Genomic DNA, 17,941 nt, shown 5'->3' with positions numbered 1-17,941 from the left:
ACGTAATACCGTTGCATTCATCATTTAACACGCCGGGTTAATGCCCAGAAGATTAGAGCCGTAGCACTAACTATTGCACCGAGCAGGCACACTCCATTCCAGCCCGCATAGGCGTAGATACTGGTGGAGGCGATTGATCCGGTGGCGCTGCCGATCGAATAGAAGACCATGTAACCGGCAGTAAGCCTGCTGCGGGCTTCCGGGCGCAGATTAAGGATCATGCTCTGGTTGGTGACGTGTACGGCTTGTACGGCCAGGTCAAGAAAGATAATCCCGATGACTAACGCGAGCAGCGAATGAGGAGTATAACTGATTGGCAGCCATGAGATGAGCAACAGAATCAACGCCACGCCGGTGGTCTTTTGCCCTAAACCCCGATCAGCTAGACGGCCTGCCCGCGCTGCTGCTAAGGCTCCAGTAACTCCGGCGAGACCAAACGCTCCAATTGCAGTATGGGACAGGGACAGCGGCGGAGCGCTAAGAGGCAGAACCAGGGAAGTCCACAATATACTGAAGGCAGCGAAAATCAGCAGGCATAGCACAGCACGGATTCGCAGCAGCCGTTCTTGCGCGAATAGCGTGAATAGCGAACGGAGAAGCTGCGGGTAGGATAAGGATTCTCTCCGGGGCTCAGATTGCGGCAGCACCCTGAACAATACACCTGCCATGATTAACGTGAGTCCCGCCGAGACAAGGTAGACTGAACGCCAACCTGCCAGATCCGTTAGCACGCCGGCGAACGTCCGCGCCAGTAGAATCCCAATGACAATTCCGCTGGTCACCATACCGACTGTGCGCCCGCGTTCAGCTGGGGCAGACAAGGTGGCTGCGAATGCAACAAGCGTCTGTGTCACTACCGCAAGCAGTCCGACCGCAGCAATGCCTATGAATAACACCATGCTGGTAGGGGCAGTACCCACAACAATCAAAGCCAGCACGGATATCAGCATCTGCCCGGTAATCAGCCAGCGCCGATTAAGCAGATCGCCCAGCGGCACCAGCAAGAGTAGTCCAAGGGCATAACAAATCTGAGTCACTGTAATCACGATGCCGACGGAAGAATGCGTAATCCCGAACTCGCTGGAGATCGCGTCCAGCAAGGGCTGGGCGTAATAGATGTTAGCGACCGCCAGTCCGCAGGTGATGGCAAACAGAAGTGCAACCTTACGTGACATTAAAGATACAGATACTGGTTCTGCTGTTACGTCATTGAATTTCGGTTCTTTCACAAAGTCCGCCAAACTTAACGCCTCCTTAGATACCACGGTTTAATAACATACCGATAGGTATGTAATAATTCCTGATAAATATAACGCCAAGCAAAATCAACTGTCAAGGTGGAACTGGGGTGGGAGATATGTAGAATAGTCTGATTGACAGGAGGATCTTCGCCAAATACAATCGTAATATACCATTCGATATGAAAAGAGGGGGAGTTCTATGGCCCGACCGCGCGAATTTGATCAAAATAAGGCACTTGAGGCAGCGATGCATGTGTTTTGGGAAAAAGGGTTCGAAGCGGCCTCCTTAAGCGACTTAACCGCAAGAATGGGCATTCAGCGTCCAAGCCTATACTCTGCCTTTGGAGATAAAAAAGGATTATTTGAAGCTGCCTTGCGAAAATATACGAGTTCCCACGCTGCCTATGTCCGTAACAGTCTGCACAAGCATTCTTCGGTGAAAGAAGCATTCCTTAGCTTTTTTGAAGATGTGGTGTCCAAAGAATATGAGAAAAGCCCGAGCACGGGATGCTTCTGCATCAATTCAATGGTGGAGCTGGCTCCCCATGATGAGAAGTTCGAGATTCTGACCAGAGAACATCAGATGTACCTCTCGGTCATCTTCCAGGAAACGCTTGAACGGGGCATGCAGTCAGGGGAGCTGGATGCAGGGATAAATGCCAAGAATCTGGCGCAGACGCTGGTCATTTCGTTAATAGGACTTACCGTGTTCCTGAAGTCCCGTCCAGACAGGGTAGTGATTGATAACTTTGTGAAACAGATACTTACTTTAGTACCCATATCTTAATCAAAAGAGGGAAGGTGATTGCTATCTTTATGGAATCCAGCAAAGAGAGGGAGCTCTCCTTCGATATCCGCAGAACAGTGATCTTAGGAGCTTATATCCGGGAGTGGAAGATGCCGGAATACAGGGTTATCTTGAGCAAACCTGAAACAGCCGTACATGTTGAGGTTTTCTATTTTCCGGCTGATGATGAGAATGCGGTGGCGAGGTTCGCAACAGTCGGGTTATCCGCCACTCACCGCCCGAATGGACAAGCTGTGGGTACGGAGTGGGTGATGGCTCTGACCTCTGACTTAGGCGGGGAGTCTGTGGACCGGATATTTACCTATCTCTGTGATCTTATCGCCCATCATATAGAGAGCGCAGGTGATTCGCGGATACCTAGAGTGATGGAGGAGAGTCCGCTTGCCCCTGCTAACTGGACAACCACTGCTTTTCTGCTGGATGAGCTGAGGGGGGAAAGTGAAGAGCTGGAGGAGATTCAGGTCGGGCGCGAGAGGGCTGAGATCCTATGGGCGCTACCAGTCACGGCGCAGGAGGCTGCATTAATTTTACATGAAGGCGTGGAGGCCTTTGATTCCTACATCGAAGAGATCGAGCATTCCATTATTGATCCGCGGCGGCCATTGGGAAATGCTCACTAACCATGCTAAACTAATGATATCTATCACCAAAGACAGGACGGAAGAGATGCAATGGGAAGAAAACAGTCTTTTACAGAGACAGAGCTGCTGGACACAACCAAACAATTGGTGCTTGAGCATGGATATGACGGATTTCATCTCAAGCTGCTTTCACAGCATCTGTCAGGAGCCAGAAGCACTATCTATCAGTATTATGCGAATAAGGAAGAGATTGTGGCGGCTTGTATGAAGCGCGTAATGGCAGCAGTAGTAGACAAGGCATTAGCCATTGATGAGGCTGACCCGATGGATGCCCTTGAACAGCTGCTGCTCATTTACGTGGAGGAGTCTGCGTTACATCAGCTTTTGGGAAATGCGAGTAAAATTAACACAGCTAATTCTGCTGCGGCGGCGAGAGATCTCGAATATATTGAGGCAGGACATCAGACACTTAAAATTCAATTATCCCGCTTATTCGAACGCGCTCAGCAGAATCAAGACCTGCGGCAGGATATCCCACTTCCTGTACTTATTGGTGTGTTCTTCAACCTGATTGATACGCCTAATATGCTGAATATCCCTACTCCCGCTTGGGGTAAGCTGCTGTTTCAAATGTGGATTGGAGGGGCCAAGAGCTAGTAGTAGTCTTGAGTCTAATTTGACACTCGTGTCATATATATTGTTTAATTAAAGGGTCAGATGCAATGGCGGCATAAATTCGACACTTGTGTCAAAAAAATATGAAGGAGTGGGAAGAGGAATGTTTTTAGCAATGAAAGAATTGATGCACAGTAAAATGAGATTTTTAATGATCATCATCATTTTCGTGCTCCTAGCCTGGCTGGTATTTATCTTATCAGGCTTAGGGAATGGTCTATCTACGCTGGCTGCGTCAACCTTTAAGACGATGAAGGCAGACTATGTCATTTTCGAGGAAGGGTCGCAGTCATCAATGAGCAAGTCGCTGCTGTCTGATCAATTATTGGCGGAAGTAGAGCTGCTGCCTAACGTGAGTGGCGCTGCACCTATGGGAACTAGCATGGCAACAGCCATGAAGGCAAACAGCACCAAGAATGAAGACAAGCTGGATATCGCGATTATAGGAATTAACCCGGGAAGCTTCCTGGAACCGTCTGTCGTGGAAGGGCAAGGCCTATCTGCTGAGAATCCTAAGGGTGTGATCGTGAATTCGACCATGAAGGACGAGGGCTATGGCGTTGGGGACACTTTTCAATTAGACGGCACGACGGAATCATTGACGATTATAGGATTTGTGGAGAATCAGACCTATAACCACGTTACCTCCGTATTCACTCCAATGGCCGAATGGCGGAAGATTGCCTTCGCAGCTCCTGGTTCGGATAAAGGCGTTGCCGGGCCCGTTAATGCGATTATGCTGCAAGGCAAGGATATCGATCCGGGCGCTATGAATAGCGAGCTAACGGGAACGGACACGGTTACCCGGTCGGCAGCAGTACAGGGAATGCCAGGGTACAAAGAAGAGAACGGAACGATTCTAATGATGCTGGCTTTTCTGCTTGCAATCGCCGCCTTCGTACTTGGGGTATTCTTTTACGTAATGACGATGCAGAAAACGAACCAGTTCGGCATTATGAAAGCTATAGGTGCCAGTAACAGATTCTTAAGCAAAGCTATTGTATCGCAAGTATTGTTGCTATCGCTGACCAGCATTGTAGTCGGAGTCTTACTGACTTATGGAACAGCGGCCATTATGCCGAAGGGTATGCCGTTCAAGCTGGAGACTTCTCTTGTCGTGACATATTCTGTGATCCTGCTGGTTATCGCTATGTTAAGTTCGCTGGTATCGGTTCGAAAGATTACTAAGATTGATCCGCTCAAGGCGCTCGGGAGGGCTGAATAATGACAATGACTAAGGGATTACACATGAGTGAAGTCACCAAGTATTATACCGAAGGAAGCAACCGGATTGCAGCACTCGATCATGTGTCTATATCCGTGGAGCCGGGTGAGTTCGTTGCTGTCGTCGGACCGTCGGGTTCAGGGAAAAGCACATTCTTGTCTATTGCCGGAGCACTGCTGAAGGCTTCAGAAGGGGAGGCTAAGCTGAATGGACATGCTATTGCTAAGCTTACGGCACAGGAACTTGCGGATCTAAGGCTGAAAGAAGTCGGATTCATTATGCAATCATCAAATCTGGTTCCTTATCTAAGTGTACTGGACCAATTGCTCATCGTAAAAAAAATGTCAGGTAAGGTGAACAAAGAAGACAAAGCCTTCGCCGTTAAATTGCTGGAAGAGCTGGGCCTGGGCTCGAAGCTGAACAGCTTCCCGGAGGAGCTGTCAGGCGGTGAGAAGCAGCGGACAGCAATTGCCCGTGCGCTTATCAATAATCCCGGCATCATTCTGGCAGATGAACCGACAGCAAGTCTTGATACCAAGCGTGCCCATGAAGTGGTCTCCCTGATTGCCCATGAGGTGAGAACACGCCGCAAAGCAGCGATTATGGTCACACATGATGAGCGCATGCTTGAATATTGCGATAAGGTGTACCGGATGCAGGACGGGAGGTTAACTGTAGCAGGTGCAGAGGAAGCAGGCTGAGGAAGGTGAAGATCTGGAGGAGATTCAGATCGGAGACGAGGTCATCCGCATCCTCCGGTGGTACCATTCACGGCGCATGAAATTTCATTGAGCATCTATCCGAGATCCCGCTGGATCATATGGAGATTTCGGAATGTTAGTGTTGCTGGTCCATTTCCGGTTCATGGACACGTTCTGCGCCGTATAATTGGTTCAGATGCTCGATATGCGTGACTCCCCAATCGTTCATGGCCTGCATAATGCCTGATAAGCTTCGTCCATATTCCGTGATGGAATACTCCACCTTCGGCGGGATCTGGTGGTAAATCTCACGGTGGACAATATTGTGGTATTCCAGCTCACGCAATTGTTGTGTGAGCATTTTTTTGGTGATCTCAGGAATGGCCCGCTGCAATTCGCTGAATCTCATGGTTCCGTTAGAGAACAGGCGCAGCAGAATGACGGGCTTCCATTTCCCCACGAAGATTTCTAATGCGGACTCGAATTTACAGTAGGTCATGCCGCTGCCCCCTTGATTCACATAAGGTATCTTTTAGGTAACTAGGTTTAGTTAAAGTGTCTACTTTTCATGTGAAACCCTTCATATTATTATGCAGCTAAGGCTTCTGTAGCGCAAGAAGAAACGCCTTCCCGGGTGGATGGAGCGCGAATGGCGCTTGCGTGAACATATGAGAGGGAGTGACATTGTATATGAATATTGTGCTATGGGTCTTACAAATTGTTCTAGGCGCGGGGTTCTTGTATTCAGGCTGGCTGAAGGCCTTTCAGTTGGACTCGGCCCGGGCGGCCTGGAGCTGGGTGAATGATGTTCCGCAGGGGGTGGTTATGGGCATCGGCATCGCTGAATTGCTGGGTGTTTTAGGGTTGATTTTACCGATGGCACTCCGAATACTACCGCAGCTCACTCCGCTCGCCGCTATGGGTCTGGCTGCCGCCGCATGTTCCGGGTTGGTCTTCCATCTACTGCGGGGCGAATCTAATGTATGGATCAACATCATCTTTATAGTGCTGGCGGCCATCATTGCTGACGGCCGTTTCCGGCTCTTGCAGGGAGGCTAAGCCCCGTCCCTTGACCACACTGGATGGAGTTATTACACTTTTCATAAAAGGTATGGGAGAGGGTAATTCTCTTAGGGCCGCTCCAGGCTATCAGCTATCATTATTAATGATACTCACCTTCTCTTCTAATCATTTTACCTAACTGCTGTAACAGCCTACACTTTGTATGAAGCTACTACAGCGTAACAGGAGGTTATGAAGATGAAGGCAATTACACTTGGACCACAGGGTCTGCAATATATGGAGCATCCGGACAAGCGTCCTGAACAGGGGCAGGTCAAGGTAAGGCTAAAGACAGCCGGACTGAATCACCGGGATTTATTCATTATCGCTGCTGCCGCTTCTGCTACAGAAGGTGTGCCTGGTCCGGTTCATCCTTGCGTGCTGGGTTCAGACGGGGCGGGCGTTATCGAAGAGACAGGTGAGGGGGTAAGCGGCTTGGCTCAGGGGATGGATGTCATCATTAATCCATGTCTCGGCTGGGATCGGGCAGACGAGGTGCCTGTGGTTCCTGATATATTGGGATATCCTGCAGACGGGACTTTTGCGGAATATGTCATTGTGCCTGAGCAGAATGTTATGCCTAAACCAGCATATCTGTCCTGGGAGGAAGCGGGGGTGTTACCCTTAGCGGCACTCACTGCGTACCGGGCGTTATTTACCAGAGGAAACCTGAAGCGGGGCGAGCATGTGCTGATTCCGGGGATTGGCGGCGGGGTGGCTACGTTTGCTGCGCTTATGGCGGCAGCGGCTGGGGCGCAGGTTACGGTCACGTCCAGAAGTGAAGCGAAGCGTGCAGAGGCTCTGCAATTACCGGTTACACGGGTTATAGACAGCACCAGCCGTTGGCGGGAAGAACTCCAGCACCACCCTGTAGACCTGATCCTGGATAGCGTGGGTCCAGCTACATTCGATCAATACTTCGAGGTCATCAAGCCTAACGGGAGAATCGTCATGTTCGGCGCAAGCTCAGGCGATGATCTCACCATTCCGGCCAGAGCGATATTCTTCCCGCAGCTTCAGCTGCTTGGAACCTCCATGGGCAGCCATGAAGAATTCACCGCGATGCTAGAATTCATGGAGCAGCATCAGATACACCCTATCATGGATAGCGTGTATTCTTTAGCGGAGACTCCGCTTGCCCTTCAGCGGATGGAGCGCGCGGAGCAGCTTGGAAATATTGCCCTGAGAATAGGCTAAGGGTAGGGGCAGGACATGCAAACGCTACTGACTTGGGCCCGATGTGATCGTTTTTTCGATTACATTAAAAACGCTACTGACATAACGTTGTCAGTAGCGTTTTTTTATCATTGGACATGTAAACATTCAGGAAAGGGTGATCGCTTATGAATTTCGCTTCGATACGTATCATTACTGACGACATTGATCGTCTGGTTGAATTCTATGAGCAAGTGACGGGGATGACAGCAGAACGGCCTGCCCCTGTATTTGCCGAATTCGTAATGCCCACATGTACCCTGGCCATCGGCCACTCCAGTACAGCACAGCTATTCGGTGCTGATTCTGTAGTGGCGGCCAGTAACCGCACGGTCATTATGGAGTTCCGCGTCGATGCTGTCGATGCTGAATATGCGCGACTTAAGCCGCTTATCGGGGACTGGGTACAGGAGCCGACGACGATGCCGTGGGGGAACCGCTCGATGCTGTTCCGTGATCCCGACGGCAACCTGGTGAACCTCTTTCAGCCAGTGACGGAGGATGCGGTGAAACGGTTTGAGGGCAGGCAATGAAGGGCCAGTCCGCGCGGCAGAAGCGAAATAGAAATCACAAAAAAGCTGGAAGGCTCCTTGGGGGAACCTCCAGCCTTTTTGTGCACAAAACCATGTCTAGTTCCCGAAACGCTTAAGCCACGATTTTAATCCCTCGCTCATAATCTCATATTCGCTCTGTGCATCACCTGGATGCAGCTCGATTCCCCCGGACGGGCCCAGAATCACCATGTCTACACGGGTCTGATCCTTAAAAGTAATGGTCCCGGTATTGCTCGCTCCGAATGAATTCCCTGCATCAAAAGGTCTAAGCTCAGCATCCTGTATCATTTGGATCATTCTATCCGTTTCTTCTTCGCTTAATACGATGGGGTTAATCATGCCGATGCTGATTTCCTGTACCTGCCCCGAGTTTAGCTTCTCTTTGAACTGCTCAGACCAGCGGCGTTCTGCGTTTCCTGAGGAGCAACTGGATACAATCAGGATGAAACCGGCGATTACCAGGACCACCCCTGTTACCCGTTCTGCCCCTAAGGCCAGCCCGCTGGGCTCCGCATTTTTGAACCTCCAGCCCAGCCGTAGATACCATGCGATCTTAGGCCAGATGGCTATAACCAATCCAATAGTTATGATTACAGCACCCAAAAATCCAGTCAAATCAATCACATCCCATGTCGGTTAATTCATATTTACTACGGGAAACTATTCGTTCAGGTTTCTTTTATAGAAATTCCTTACAATATAGGTATTGACTTGACGTGCACGTAAACTTGTAGGATAGAGCCATGAAGTACTTCATAGCCACAGGAAAGGAGAATTCATGATTACCACTCAGCTGAGTAAAATCGGAGAGGTGTCGGCGGTATGTGGAATTATTGCAGACGCAGGGGGTTGCCAAGGGCAATGCCATCGTTCTGTTATTGGAGCAGTCGAAGAAGATTAATCTGGACGTTGCTGCTATGTTCCGTGAAGAAGAATTGAATATAGGGACGGAGGAATCAGGGAGAATGGAACATCAATTAGTGAAGCTGGAGGATCATCAGGTCCGGTTTATTGAATTGAAGCCGATGAAGGTGGCGTACTATCAGACTACTGCAGGGAATCAGCCGGAGGATGAGGCGTGGAATGTGCTCTATGCATGGGTGAAGGAACAAGGGTTAGACCAGGTTTCGGCCACCCGGTATTTCGGCTTCAATCAGCCTGGTGCGCAGAATGAGCATGGTTATGAGATGTGGGCTACGGTCTCTGAAGACAAACCCTCGGGCGAGGTACGGATCAAGCAGGTAAGTGGCGGTCTCTATGCCGTCTCCAGCTTATACGGTCTCGATATCCCCGAAGCCTGGAACCGCTTAAATGAATGGGTGCAGAGCAGTAAATATCAGCCGGGTCCGGGTCAATGGCTGGAGGAGCACTTCCTTTTCAACGGGGATATGTTTGTTAACGAAGCGTTCCAGCTCGATCTTTATTACCCCATAGCCGTGCAGGCGAAGGGTTAATCCGTACATGTACTAAGGCCTTCCTGCGAGGAATGGCCTTTACTCTTTTGAAGGGAAAACGGGGTGGTTAACAGAAATAGTATAGGAGAGAGAAAACTAGCAAAACGGAAGGATAGAGCCATGAGCAACTTCATCTTGAAGCATTGGACGGAGGAGCATGAGCTGCCACCCTCTGTGTGACACAACGATTGCGAGCATTGTGAAGTATAATGATGATCCTTGGACTATCGTGGATGCCTGGACGAGCCTGGAGTATGAAGGCGGTACAATCAAGCAATTAAGTATTGAAGACCGGACATTAATCGCGGTGAATGAGCATGATGAGCTGAGGATCGAGATCAATCTGGATCATCTTACAGAGATGAAGCTGATCCCATGCCGCAAGTAGAATCAAGAAATGCCTTATCCAGTATTCTAGAATGACTATAGAGCGGTTGGAACGAGGGGGTGAACGGACGGTGTACGAGTGGCACAGGCAGATTCAGACCATTGTCGATGATATGGACCACAGCATTAAGCAGCATAACAGTGAGGCCATAACGCTGCAATCTCTCGCTGACAAGCTGGGCTATTCGGAGTTTCATACGACGAGGAAATTCAAAGAGATATCCGGGATGCAGCTTAGGGATTACCTTCGCCACCGGAAGCTGGCTTTTGCACTGAAGGAGGTGCGGGATAGCGGAAAAAGCATTCTGGATATTGCGCTCGACTATGGATTCTCCTCTCATGAGGCCTTTACGCGGGCGTTCAAGGTGACCTACGGTGTGGCCCCAAGCGAGTACCGGAGGCACCCGTATCCTGTCGTCCTTCGTACCAAAATCAACCCGTTTGACCGCTACTTATTCGGACTAGGAGAGGTTGGCATGGTAAAATCTACAGAAGAGGTTAAAATTTATTTCGTAACCATTCCCGCGCACAAATTCCTGCACATTAAGAACTACGAGAGCAACGGGTACTGGGATTTCTGGCAGAAGCAGAGCCTGATTCCGGGGCAGGACTGCGAGACCATCAGCGGCTTGCTGGATAGTATCAAGGGCAAGCTGGATGATGACGGCGGAAGCGATACGAACAGCGGCAACGGTCAGATCATGGCCTATATGAATGACCCGGACGGCAGGCTCTGCGATTGGGGATTTCCGCGTACAGAGTGCTATGGGGTACGTCTCCCCTATGATTATGAAGGCGAAGTCCCCGCGCAGATGCTGATGGCAGATGTCCCTGAGGCCGAGTATATTGTGTTTGAGCACGGACCGTTTGATTACGAGCAGGAGAACCGCAGTGTCGAGGAACGGATGGAGCAGGCGATGGCCGCTTTTGACTATACAGGCACTGGCTATTGCTCCGACCCTACCCCCGGCCGGATCATCTACTTCTATTTCAACCCGGAGCGGTACTTCAAGTATGTCCGGCCTGTACGGAAGTCATAATTAAGGCCAAGCGCCTGCTGCTTTCATAGGGTGGGTGCTTTACTATATATCAATAATGAACCTAAGGAGTATATCCATGTATGACGCTAATCCGGGCTGGCTTGCCCATTGCACAGAAATTATAGATGTAGCAGATTTGTTACCGGCCCCCTCCACAATGCGTCTGGATCAGGCTGCCCTCCTGTTGGTAAGTGACGGCCAAGCCATGCTGTCGATCAACGGGCATGAAGAGCAGCTTCTTTTCGGCCAGTTAATTGCTCTTGAGAAAGGTTCGGTCATCCGGCTAGCCTCTGCCAATCATTTTGATTTCTCGGGCTATTTGATTAGCTTCAATACCTATGACACAGAAATGCAATCTCCTTGCGATTGGAATACAGACCGGGCGGCGGGCTATAGGGTTCAAAGTGTGCCTGAAGCGGTGGTAGCAGAGATCCGGTCTTCCCTCACCAGGAGCACCGGGCCGCTTGGCATCACCATGAAGCAGTACATTCTATACCATTTGTTAAAAGAATTACAGCAGGAACAGCCAACCGCTGACAGCACACTTGAGCAAAGATTGGCGCGCACGGTGATTTATATGCAGCAGAATTATCATCAAATGATTACAAGAGATGAACTGGCGGCAATCGCCGGATACAGCCCGTCCTATTACTCCAGGAAATTCACCCAGCTCTATCATAAAACACCGGTGGAGTATCTGATCCGTTACCGGATGTATCGTGCTCAGGAGTGGCTGCTGCTTACGGACGACTCCTCCAGACAGGTGGCGAGGAAGACAGGCTTTGAGGATGCGCAATATTTCAGCCGGCAGTTTAGACAGGTAGCCGGGCTTCCGCCCATGCGGTTCAAATCATCGGTTGCAGACAGCCGGATATGCTTCCTCTCCGCGGCACATGCAGAGATAGCAATAGCCTTAGGGGTAATCCCCCAATCTGTTGTTATTGTCAGTGCCTTAACCCCGGACTATCAACAACCCTTGTTCCATATGCATGGAGTGACCTTACTGGCCATGCCGCAGTATGTCACTCTGCCGGACCTCATTGCAGAGCAAGAGCCCGATCTGATTGTTGCTGAGCATTTAACAGAAGAGTTGAAACAATATTTCCGGGCCATTGCTCCCATCCTAACGAGGCTGCCGGATGATCTGAGTGCACTGATCAGCTATTTCGGCACATTGTTCAACCGGGAGGCCCAGGCAGCACAGCTCATTGCCGGGCTTACTGTACAGGCCGATCTCTTGAGGAACAAGCTGCAACGGCAACTTCCGGGCGGCTCCACCGTTCTGTACCTTCGTGTTGAAGAGCTCGGCTATCGTTATATCGGTGAATCCTCCAGCGATGCAGCTACCCTGCTATACAAGGAGCTGGGGTTAACCATGCCTGAGATTGTCCGTGCCCACGAGAACAGCTTCAATCCATGCACATTGCAGCAATTAGCGGAGGCCAATCCTACGTATCTATTCATTGAGAAGCGTATTATGGATTACTATAGCGCAGATCTTAGCCTCTCGAAGCTACAGACCAGTGAGAAATGGGCTGCCTTAGACGCGGTGAAGAATAACCGGGTGATCTATGTGGATACCGGGCTATGGATTAATAATTGCAGCGCGTATGGCAAAAGGGCAATCCTGCAGCAAATGGAACAGGCTATGTTGGATAGCGGGGCTCCAGAGACACAATAATCCAATGTTTACGACATTTTAGGCTATAGTAGGTTCTATCATTATTCCTTATAATTTGATAGTGATAATCATTATCAAAGAAAAGAGGCTGCAATGTAATGAGAAAACCTATGCTCTATATACTTTCTATGCTAGTTATTCTGACTTTGGCTGCTTGCTCCACCACTAAGGCAGGCAGCGGCAGCACGGCGAAGGCTACAGAAGGGCCTGGTGAGGCTGCCACACGTGTTGTGACAAGTGCTTTTGGTGACATCACCATTCCTGTGAAGCCGAAGAACATGCTGGTCCTTAACTCTAATTATGCCGAGAACTTAATTGAAATCGGCGTGATTCCTAATATGGTCACCCTTGTACAAGAGATTGAACCCGAGTACCGTCCGAAATTATTCAATGACAACAAGGTGACAATGATTGAGGTTCAGCAATATGAAGAGAATCTTGAACTTATTCTTGCCGCAGCACCAGATCTGATTATTGCAGATAGCGGGACGATTGATGCTAAAAGGTATGAAGCTCTGAGCAAGATTGCGCCTACGGTTGCAGTCGAGGCTGGGGGTACGGTGAAGGAAATCGTTACTTCGCTTGGCAAGCTGTTCGACAAAGAGAAGCAAGCTGAAGTAGCACTGAGCAAATATGATGACAAAATAAAAGCCGTCAAACAGACACTGCAACAGGCTCTGGGGGATCAGACAATTCTCGTCTTGCGTGTGGAGCAAAGCCAATATCGGGTGTTGGGCCAGGAGGCTGGAAGCCCCGGAAGCGGCATTTTGTATAACGAGCTGGGACTACATATTCCGGAGCAGTTAAAAGACCATAAAGAATGGTTCACGCCGATATCATTGGAGGTGTTCCCCACCCTTAAGGCAGATCATATCTTCGTAGAGCAACGCATGATGCAGAATTACAGCAGTGAGCAGTCTATGAAGGACTTGGAGCAGTCTCCGATATGGAATGCGATGGACGCTGTGAAAAAAGGGCGTGTGTACCGCTTGGAGACAGCCGATTTTGTAGTGGGTGAAGGACTGATCGGCACGCCGCTGCTCCTGGATTATCTGGTAGACAAGTTGGTGCCCTAATGGAACAGGATATCTATGACGTCATTATCATCGGCGGGGGCCCCGCCGGGATGTATGCAGCCTTCTATAGCGGAATGCGGGAGATGAAGACGAAAATCATCGAAGCCAAGCAGGAACTGGGCGGATTCATGCGCACCTATCCCGAGAAGCTGGTATGGGATGTTGGCGGGATCGGGCCTGTCCGGTGCGAGGAGATCATCCATTCGTTAATCAGACAAGCGGCTACTTTTGACCCAAGTATTGTATTCGGGCAGGAAATCGCCCAGATGGAGAAGCGTGATGACGGTATATTCATACTCACAGCGGATTCAGGAGAGAAGCATTATTCCAGAACCATCATTCTGGCTACGGGGCGCGGCATTACGAGTATTCAGAAGCTGAATATTGAAGGGGCTGACCGCTATGAACTCAGCAACCTTCACTATACCGTCACGAACGTCAATAAGTTCAATGGGAAAAGAGTGCTAATCTCCGGCGGAGGCGATTCGGCAGTCGATTGGGCGGTCGCTATCGCTAAGGTTGCGAAGGAGGTGTATGTCGTTCATAGACGGGATGACTTCAGCGCCTTCGAATCCTCGGTGACCGAGATGAAAGCTCTGGCTACAGTGTATGTTCCCTATACCGTATCCCGGCTACACGGCCATGAAGGCAGAATCGAATCGGTGACCCTGCAGCAGGTGAATGCCCAAGAAACGGTCCGCATGGAAGTGGATGAGGTGCTGGTAAATCACGGGTTCGACCGGGATTTCGGCGGGGCGATCCTCGAATGGGGGCTGGAGCATGAAGAGTTCGGCATCTCGGTAACCCCGGCCATGTGCACGAGCATGCCAGGCATCTTCGGCGCAGGCGATATTGTAACCCATGCGGGAAAGGTAAGGCTGATCGCCGGTGCCTTCAATGATGCGGTGCTTGCCGTCAACAGTGCCAAATTATATATCGATCCCACCGGCTCCAAGATGGCCGGGGTCTCCTCCCATAATGACCGTTTTGCGGACAAGAATGAGGAAGAGCGGCAGAAGTACAAAGCATCGCAGAGCAAGTGAGCATATAAAGTAGCGGTGCATACGAGCGCACAAGCCAAAGGGCTTGTGCGTTTTGCTGTAGCGGAAAGTGGAGGGCGTATTTTATGATTAAGCGATATTAAGATTATTCAAGATTTAGAAATGATTGTGAAAGGTGGGTGCGTAGTTATGAATGAATTTAATGTGAAACAATTCACAATTTGGATTGAGGCCCGAAGAAGGTGCAGCCGACCTCTGCTGCTTGTCCTAATGGCTATCCTTCTGATCAGCAGCCTGACAGCTTGCAGCGGCAACTCCTCAGCGGGCGAGGAAGCAAGTCCGTCTACACAACCAGCCAGTCCATCGGCACTTCCTGCCCAACTGGCCCAGGCAACGCCTGTGGCCACCCCGCTAACGACCAAAGCGACCGGCCAGATTTATCTGTATGGCGAATCCCATGGAGTAGCCAAGATTATGGACAAGGAGTACGAAGCTTGGTCTGATTATTACCACAACAAGGGAATGAGGCACCTATTCGTGGAGCAGTCCTATTATGCTGCCGAATACTTGAACCTGTGGATGCAGTCAGACAATGACGACATTCTGGAGGAGCTTTATCAGGATTGGGAAGGGACTCCGGGTCACGTTCCCTATACGAAGACTTTTTTTCAGAAAATAAAAAGCGGGTGTCCGGATACTATTTTCCACGGGACTGATGTTGGGCATCAACGCGATAAAACCGGTAAGCGGTTTTTGTCTTATCTTGCGGACAACAACCTCACCGGATCAGAGATGTACACCTTAACTACCGAGGCCATTCAGCAGGGGCTGATATATTACAGGAGTTATGATAATGTATACCGGGAGAATAAAATGGCGGAGAATTTCATCCGTGAATTTGAAAAGCTGGGCAGCGAGAACATCATGGGCATTTACGGCGCAGCGCATACCGGAGTCAATGAAATGGAACGTATCACCCAAGCGGTTCCTTGTATGGCGAATCAATTACGGAAGCACTACGGCCGCAACCTGCATTCCGAGGACATTAGCTGGATGGCAAAGGATATTGAACCGCTCAGAGTGGATGAAATCACCATGCAGGGCAAAAAGTATGCGGCATCGTATTTTGGGAAAAGTGATTTGAGCGGATTCAAGGATTACGCCTTCCGGGAGTTTTGGCGATTGGAAGGAGCTTATGCAGATGCGAGCAAGCTGCCGCTGACGGATAATGTTCTTACGTATGACCAATACCCGATGCTGATCGAAAAAGGCCAGGTCTTTGCCATCAGCTATACCAAAACAGACGGTACCACGGAAAGAGAATATCATGTGGCTAACGGTAAGAAGTGGGAGGACATGGATGCAACAGTGCAAATTAAGGTAACGGAATGACCTGTTGTATGTAAGCAAACCTGCGGAAATGGTATATTAGTCTAGGAGTTTCCATTTCTTAAGCAGATGGGCAGGTGTAACATTTGGACATGAATAATGGAAAAGGGAAAGCTCAAGTTGTGGAATTTATGACTTGGGCGGAGGAGAAGGGCTGGGAGATAAGGAGGAAGTCCGGTTCTCAGCTACATTTAGATAGCGGCATTACTTCCCGATATACAGGACTACCTGATGAGTATTTAGAATTTCTAAAGGTGGTTGAGACGTGCGTTGCACCGGATGAGCAAACCTGGTTTATGGGTGAGGCTGAGTTCAATCATAGTGCGGAAACCGAATTCCGGTGGAATGAATTTGAACTCCTAAGTTTGGAGGCCGCAGCGGGTGATTCAGCTTGGCAGTCTGAGATCACAGCCTGGTGGGATCACCACTTGCCGATCGTAATGTCTGTGGAGGATGGTTATTCCTTCTATGCCATTGCAACGGATAGCGGGGCTATTGTTCATGGATGTGAGCCTGAATTCGAAGAGGTTGAGAAGGTAGCCGATTCGTTTGGAGAATTCCTGGCCTGGATGATGTCGAATTCGAATAGATAGATTCTAAGATGCAGAAAGATCAGAACCTGAGGAACTTGGTTCTGATCTTTTTTATCATTCTCTTGCTTCAATCCTGCTCCCGGTCTCTGTCATACTCAAGTTCAACCAATTTAATGAAATAGGAGGGAGTAATCTTTAAACCTCTGCAAAGTTCAAATATTTTGGTGATGGACGGCTCGTTGCGGCCGACCTCGATCATAGAGATATAGGAACGGTCTACATTACATTCGTGAGTAAGGTCCTCTTGGCTCAAGCCTTGTTTGAGTCGTATCGTTTTACGGTTTTTTCCGATAATTTGTTTAAGGGTATTGGGTGTATCGTTCAAGGAAAATACTCCTTGTATATCCATGATCTATCCCTGCCCAGCCATCTCCACAAACCTACACATTGCACTGGAGAGCATGGCGTTGCGGCAGTATATCAACCATACCTCTAGCTTCCGGTATTCTTCGGGGAGGCGGTGGGAAGTGATTCGTCCGGCCTCTTCCGCCTTGCGGATCGAGGACTTAGGCAGCAGGGAGACGCCGAGTCCGGCAGATACTCCGTTTAGAATCATTTCCAGCGTGCCGAATTCCCGGATCTGAACCGAGTGCATCCCGCTCTCACGCAGGAAGCGCTCCGCTTTAACCCGGTGCGTACAGCCAACGTCGAAGAACAGCATGGGCTTGTGCAGCAGTTCTTGGAGTTCGCTCTCCCCCGGTTCAGCAATTAGCACCAGCTCCTCCTCGTAAGCCACAATATGCCCGATATCCGGCTGGTCTATGGGGCCGTATACGAAGGCACCATCCAGCTTATGATCAAGCACCTTGTGCAGAAGGTCATGCGTTTCACCCGTGATGAGCGACAGATGGACATCAGGGTAGCGTGAATGGTAGCCGGCGATCATGGATGTCAGATGAATGACCGCCGTCGTCTCAATAGAGCCAATCCGCAGCGGACCGGCCGGGTGCTCGGAGTATTGTGTCGATTGTACAGCTTCGTCCATTAGCAACAGTATAGCATTCGCGTATTCCAGCAGGTTCTCGCCCGCAGGCGTTAACATCATTCCCCGATTGGACCGGTGAAACAGCGGTACCTTCAGCTCAGCCTCCAGGAACTGAATCCGGCTCGTCACATTCGACTGTACATAGTTCAAGGCTTGCGCAGCTCTCGTAATCGTACCCTCACGGGCCACAGCCTGAAAAATCCTCAAATCTCCACTTTCCATTGCGGTGTCACCTTCTGTATATCATAATCTATGGTAGTACCTTCCGATGCT

21 protein-coding genes are annotated in these 17,941 nt (G+C 49.9%); 16 read left to right on the top strand and 5 right to left on the bottom strand.

Annotated elements, in window-relative coordinates; genetic code table 11:
• Positions 1 to 20: 20 nt before the first annotated feature.
• Positions 21 to 1,175: an MFS transporter gene (locus NYE24_RS19310; protein WP_342479265.1), complete on the bottom strand. Its 1,155-nt coding sequence runs from the start codon at positions 1,173 to 1,175 to the stop codon at positions 21 to 23.
• A 265-nt stretch (positions 1,176 to 1,440) separates the two neighbouring features.
• Here NYE24_RS19310 and NYE24_RS19305 point away from each other — a divergent pair, with 265 nt between their 5' ends.
• From NYE24_RS19305 to NYE24_RS19285, 5 genes are all read left to right on the top strand, one after another.
• Positions 1,441 to 2,028, top strand: coding sequence for a TetR/AcrR family transcriptional regulator (locus NYE24_RS19305; RefSeq protein WP_342476438.1), 588 nt, complete (start codon positions 1,441 to 1,443; stop codon positions 2,026 to 2,028).
• A 29-nt stretch (positions 2,029 to 2,057) separates the two neighbouring features.
• A complete protein-coding gene (locus NYE24_RS19300) occupies positions 2,058 to 2,669 on the top strand; it encodes a suppressor of fused domain protein (protein ID WP_341027642.1) in 612 nt (203 codons plus the stop codon).
• 51 nt (positions 2,670 to 2,720) lie between these two features.
• The gene (locus NYE24_RS19295; protein ID WP_036691506.1) at positions 2,721 to 3,287 is read left to right on the top strand and encodes a TetR/AcrR family transcriptional regulator; all 567 of its coding nucleotides are present in this window, start codon (positions 2,721 to 2,723) and stop codon (positions 3,285 to 3,287) included.
• Positions 3,288 to 3,408: 121 nt separating this feature from the next.
• Positions 3,409 to 4,530: an FtsX-like permease family protein gene (locus NYE24_RS19290; RefSeq protein ID WP_342476437.1), complete on the top strand. Its 1,122-nt coding sequence runs from the start codon at positions 3,409 to 3,411 to the stop codon at positions 4,528 to 4,530.
• A gap of 5 nt (positions 4,531 to 4,535) precedes the next feature.
• Positions 4,536 to 5,231, top strand: coding sequence for an ABC transporter ATP-binding protein (locus tag NYE24_RS19285; protein WP_036691726.1), 696 nt, complete (start codon positions 4,536 to 4,538; stop codon positions 5,229 to 5,231).
• A gap of 136 nt (positions 5,232 to 5,367) precedes the next feature.
• On the opposite strand, the gene NYE24_RS19280 is transcribed toward NYE24_RS19285, so the two are convergent.
• Positions 5,368 to 5,730: a helix-turn-helix domain-containing protein gene (locus NYE24_RS19280; protein ID WP_342476436.1), complete on the bottom strand. Its 363-nt coding sequence runs from the start codon at positions 5,728 to 5,730 to the stop codon at positions 5,368 to 5,370.
• 191 nt (positions 5,731 to 5,921) lie between these two features.
• Between NYE24_RS19280 and NYE24_RS19275 the strand changes: the two genes are divergently transcribed.
• From NYE24_RS19275 to NYE24_RS19265, 3 genes are all read left to right on the top strand, one after another.
• Positions 5,922 to 6,290, top strand: coding sequence for a DoxX family protein (locus NYE24_RS19275; RefSeq protein ID WP_342476435.1), 369 nt, complete (start codon positions 5,922 to 5,924; stop codon positions 6,288 to 6,290).
• A gap of 201 nt (positions 6,291 to 6,491) precedes the next feature.
• On the top strand, positions 6,492 to 7,490 hold the full coding sequence (locus tag NYE24_RS19270; protein ID WP_036691515.1) for a zinc-binding dehydrogenase: 999 nt from the start codon (positions 6,492 to 6,494) through the stop codon (positions 7,488 to 7,490).
• A gap of 146 nt (positions 7,491 to 7,636) precedes the next feature.
• On the top strand, positions 7,637 to 8,041 hold the full coding sequence (locus tag NYE24_RS19265) for a VOC family protein (protein ID WP_341027634.1): 405 nt from the start codon (positions 7,637 to 7,639) through the stop codon (positions 8,039 to 8,041).
• Positions 8,042 to 8,137: 96 nt separating this feature from the next.
• Here NYE24_RS19265 and NYE24_RS19260 read toward each other — a convergent pair whose 3' ends face one another.
• Positions 8,138 to 8,677: a DUF6199 family natural product biosynthesis protein gene (locus tag NYE24_RS19260; protein WP_342476434.1), complete on the bottom strand. Its 540-nt coding sequence runs from the start codon at positions 8,675 to 8,677 to the stop codon at positions 8,138 to 8,140.
• Positions 8,678 to 8,886: 209 nt separating this feature from the next.
• Between NYE24_RS19260 and NYE24_RS19255 the strand changes: the two genes are divergently transcribed.
• The 8 genes from NYE24_RS19255 to NYE24_RS19220 all read left to right on the top strand — a co-directional run bounded on the left by NYE24_RS19255 (position 8,887) and on the right by NYE24_RS19220 (position 16,683).
• The gene (locus NYE24_RS19255; RefSeq protein WP_342476433.1) at positions 8,887 to 9,516 is read left to right on the top strand and encodes an effector binding domain-containing protein; all 630 of its coding nucleotides are present in this window, start codon (positions 8,887 to 8,889) and stop codon (positions 9,514 to 9,516) included.
• Positions 9,517 to 9,673: 157 nt separating this feature from the next.
• Positions 9,674 to 9,904 (top strand): hypothetical protein, encoded by a 231-nt coding sequence (locus NYE24_RS19250; protein WP_342476432.1) that lies wholly within the window; start codon positions 9,674 to 9,676, stop codon positions 9,902 to 9,904.
• 70 nt (positions 9,905 to 9,974) lie between these two features.
• A complete protein-coding gene (locus NYE24_RS19245; RefSeq protein WP_036691522.1) occupies positions 9,975 to 10,943 on the top strand; it encodes a helix-turn-helix transcriptional regulator in 969 nt (322 codons plus the stop codon).
• Between the two features lie 76 nt (positions 10,944 to 11,019).
• Positions 11,020 to 12,624 (top strand): AraC family transcriptional regulator, encoded by a 1,605-nt coding sequence (locus NYE24_RS19240; protein ID WP_076156246.1) that lies wholly within the window; start codon positions 11,020 to 11,022, stop codon positions 12,622 to 12,624.
• Positions 12,625 to 12,722: 98 nt separating this feature from the next.
• Positions 12,723 to 13,700, top strand: a complete 978-nt coding sequence (locus NYE24_RS19235) for an ABC transporter substrate-binding protein (RefSeq protein ID WP_036691523.1) — start codon at positions 12,723 to 12,725, stop codon at positions 13,698 to 13,700.
• Complete coding sequence (locus tag NYE24_RS19230; protein ID WP_036691525.1) at positions 13,700 to 14,743, top strand: NAD(P)/FAD-dependent oxidoreductase; 1,044 nt, start codon at positions 13,700 to 13,702, stop codon at positions 14,741 to 14,743. The genes NYE24_RS19235 and NYE24_RS19230 overlap by 1 nt, the downstream gene beginning before the upstream one ends.
• A 228-nt stretch (positions 14,744 to 14,971) precedes the next feature.
• Positions 14,972 to 16,093, top strand: a complete 1,122-nt coding sequence (locus NYE24_RS19225) for a hypothetical protein (protein WP_342476431.1) — start codon at positions 14,972 to 14,974, stop codon at positions 16,091 to 16,093.
• An 89-nt stretch (positions 16,094 to 16,182) separates the two neighbouring features.
• On the top strand, positions 16,183 to 16,683 hold the full coding sequence (locus NYE24_RS19220; protein ID WP_036691738.1) for an SMI1/KNR4 family protein: 501 nt from the start codon (positions 16,183 to 16,185) through the stop codon (positions 16,681 to 16,683).
• A 67-nt stretch (positions 16,684 to 16,750) separates the two neighbouring features.
• On the opposite strand, the gene NYE24_RS19215 is transcribed toward NYE24_RS19220, so the two are convergent.
• Together NYE24_RS19215 and NYE24_RS19210 are read right to left on the bottom strand one after the other, a co-directional pair.
• Positions 16,751 to 17,008, bottom strand: coding sequence for a helix-turn-helix transcriptional regulator (locus NYE24_RS19215; RefSeq protein ID WP_036691740.1), 258 nt, complete (start codon positions 17,006 to 17,008; stop codon positions 16,751 to 16,753).
• Between the two features lie 27 nt (positions 17,009 to 17,035).
• Positions 17,036 to 17,890, bottom strand: coding sequence for a LysR family transcriptional regulator (locus tag NYE24_RS19210; RefSeq protein WP_342476430.1), 855 nt, complete (start codon positions 17,888 to 17,890; stop codon positions 17,036 to 17,038).
• Between the last annotated feature and the right edge of the window lie 51 nt (positions 17,891 to 17,941).

Source organism: Paenibacillus sp. FSL H7-0350 (genome assembly GCF_038593195.1).
Taxonomy (GTDB): Bacteria; Bacillota; Bacilli; order Paenibacillales; family Paenibacillaceae; genus Paenibacillus_AQ.
Note: the sequence above shows the minus strand (reverse complement) of the source record. Positions and strands in the feature narration are given on the sequence as shown.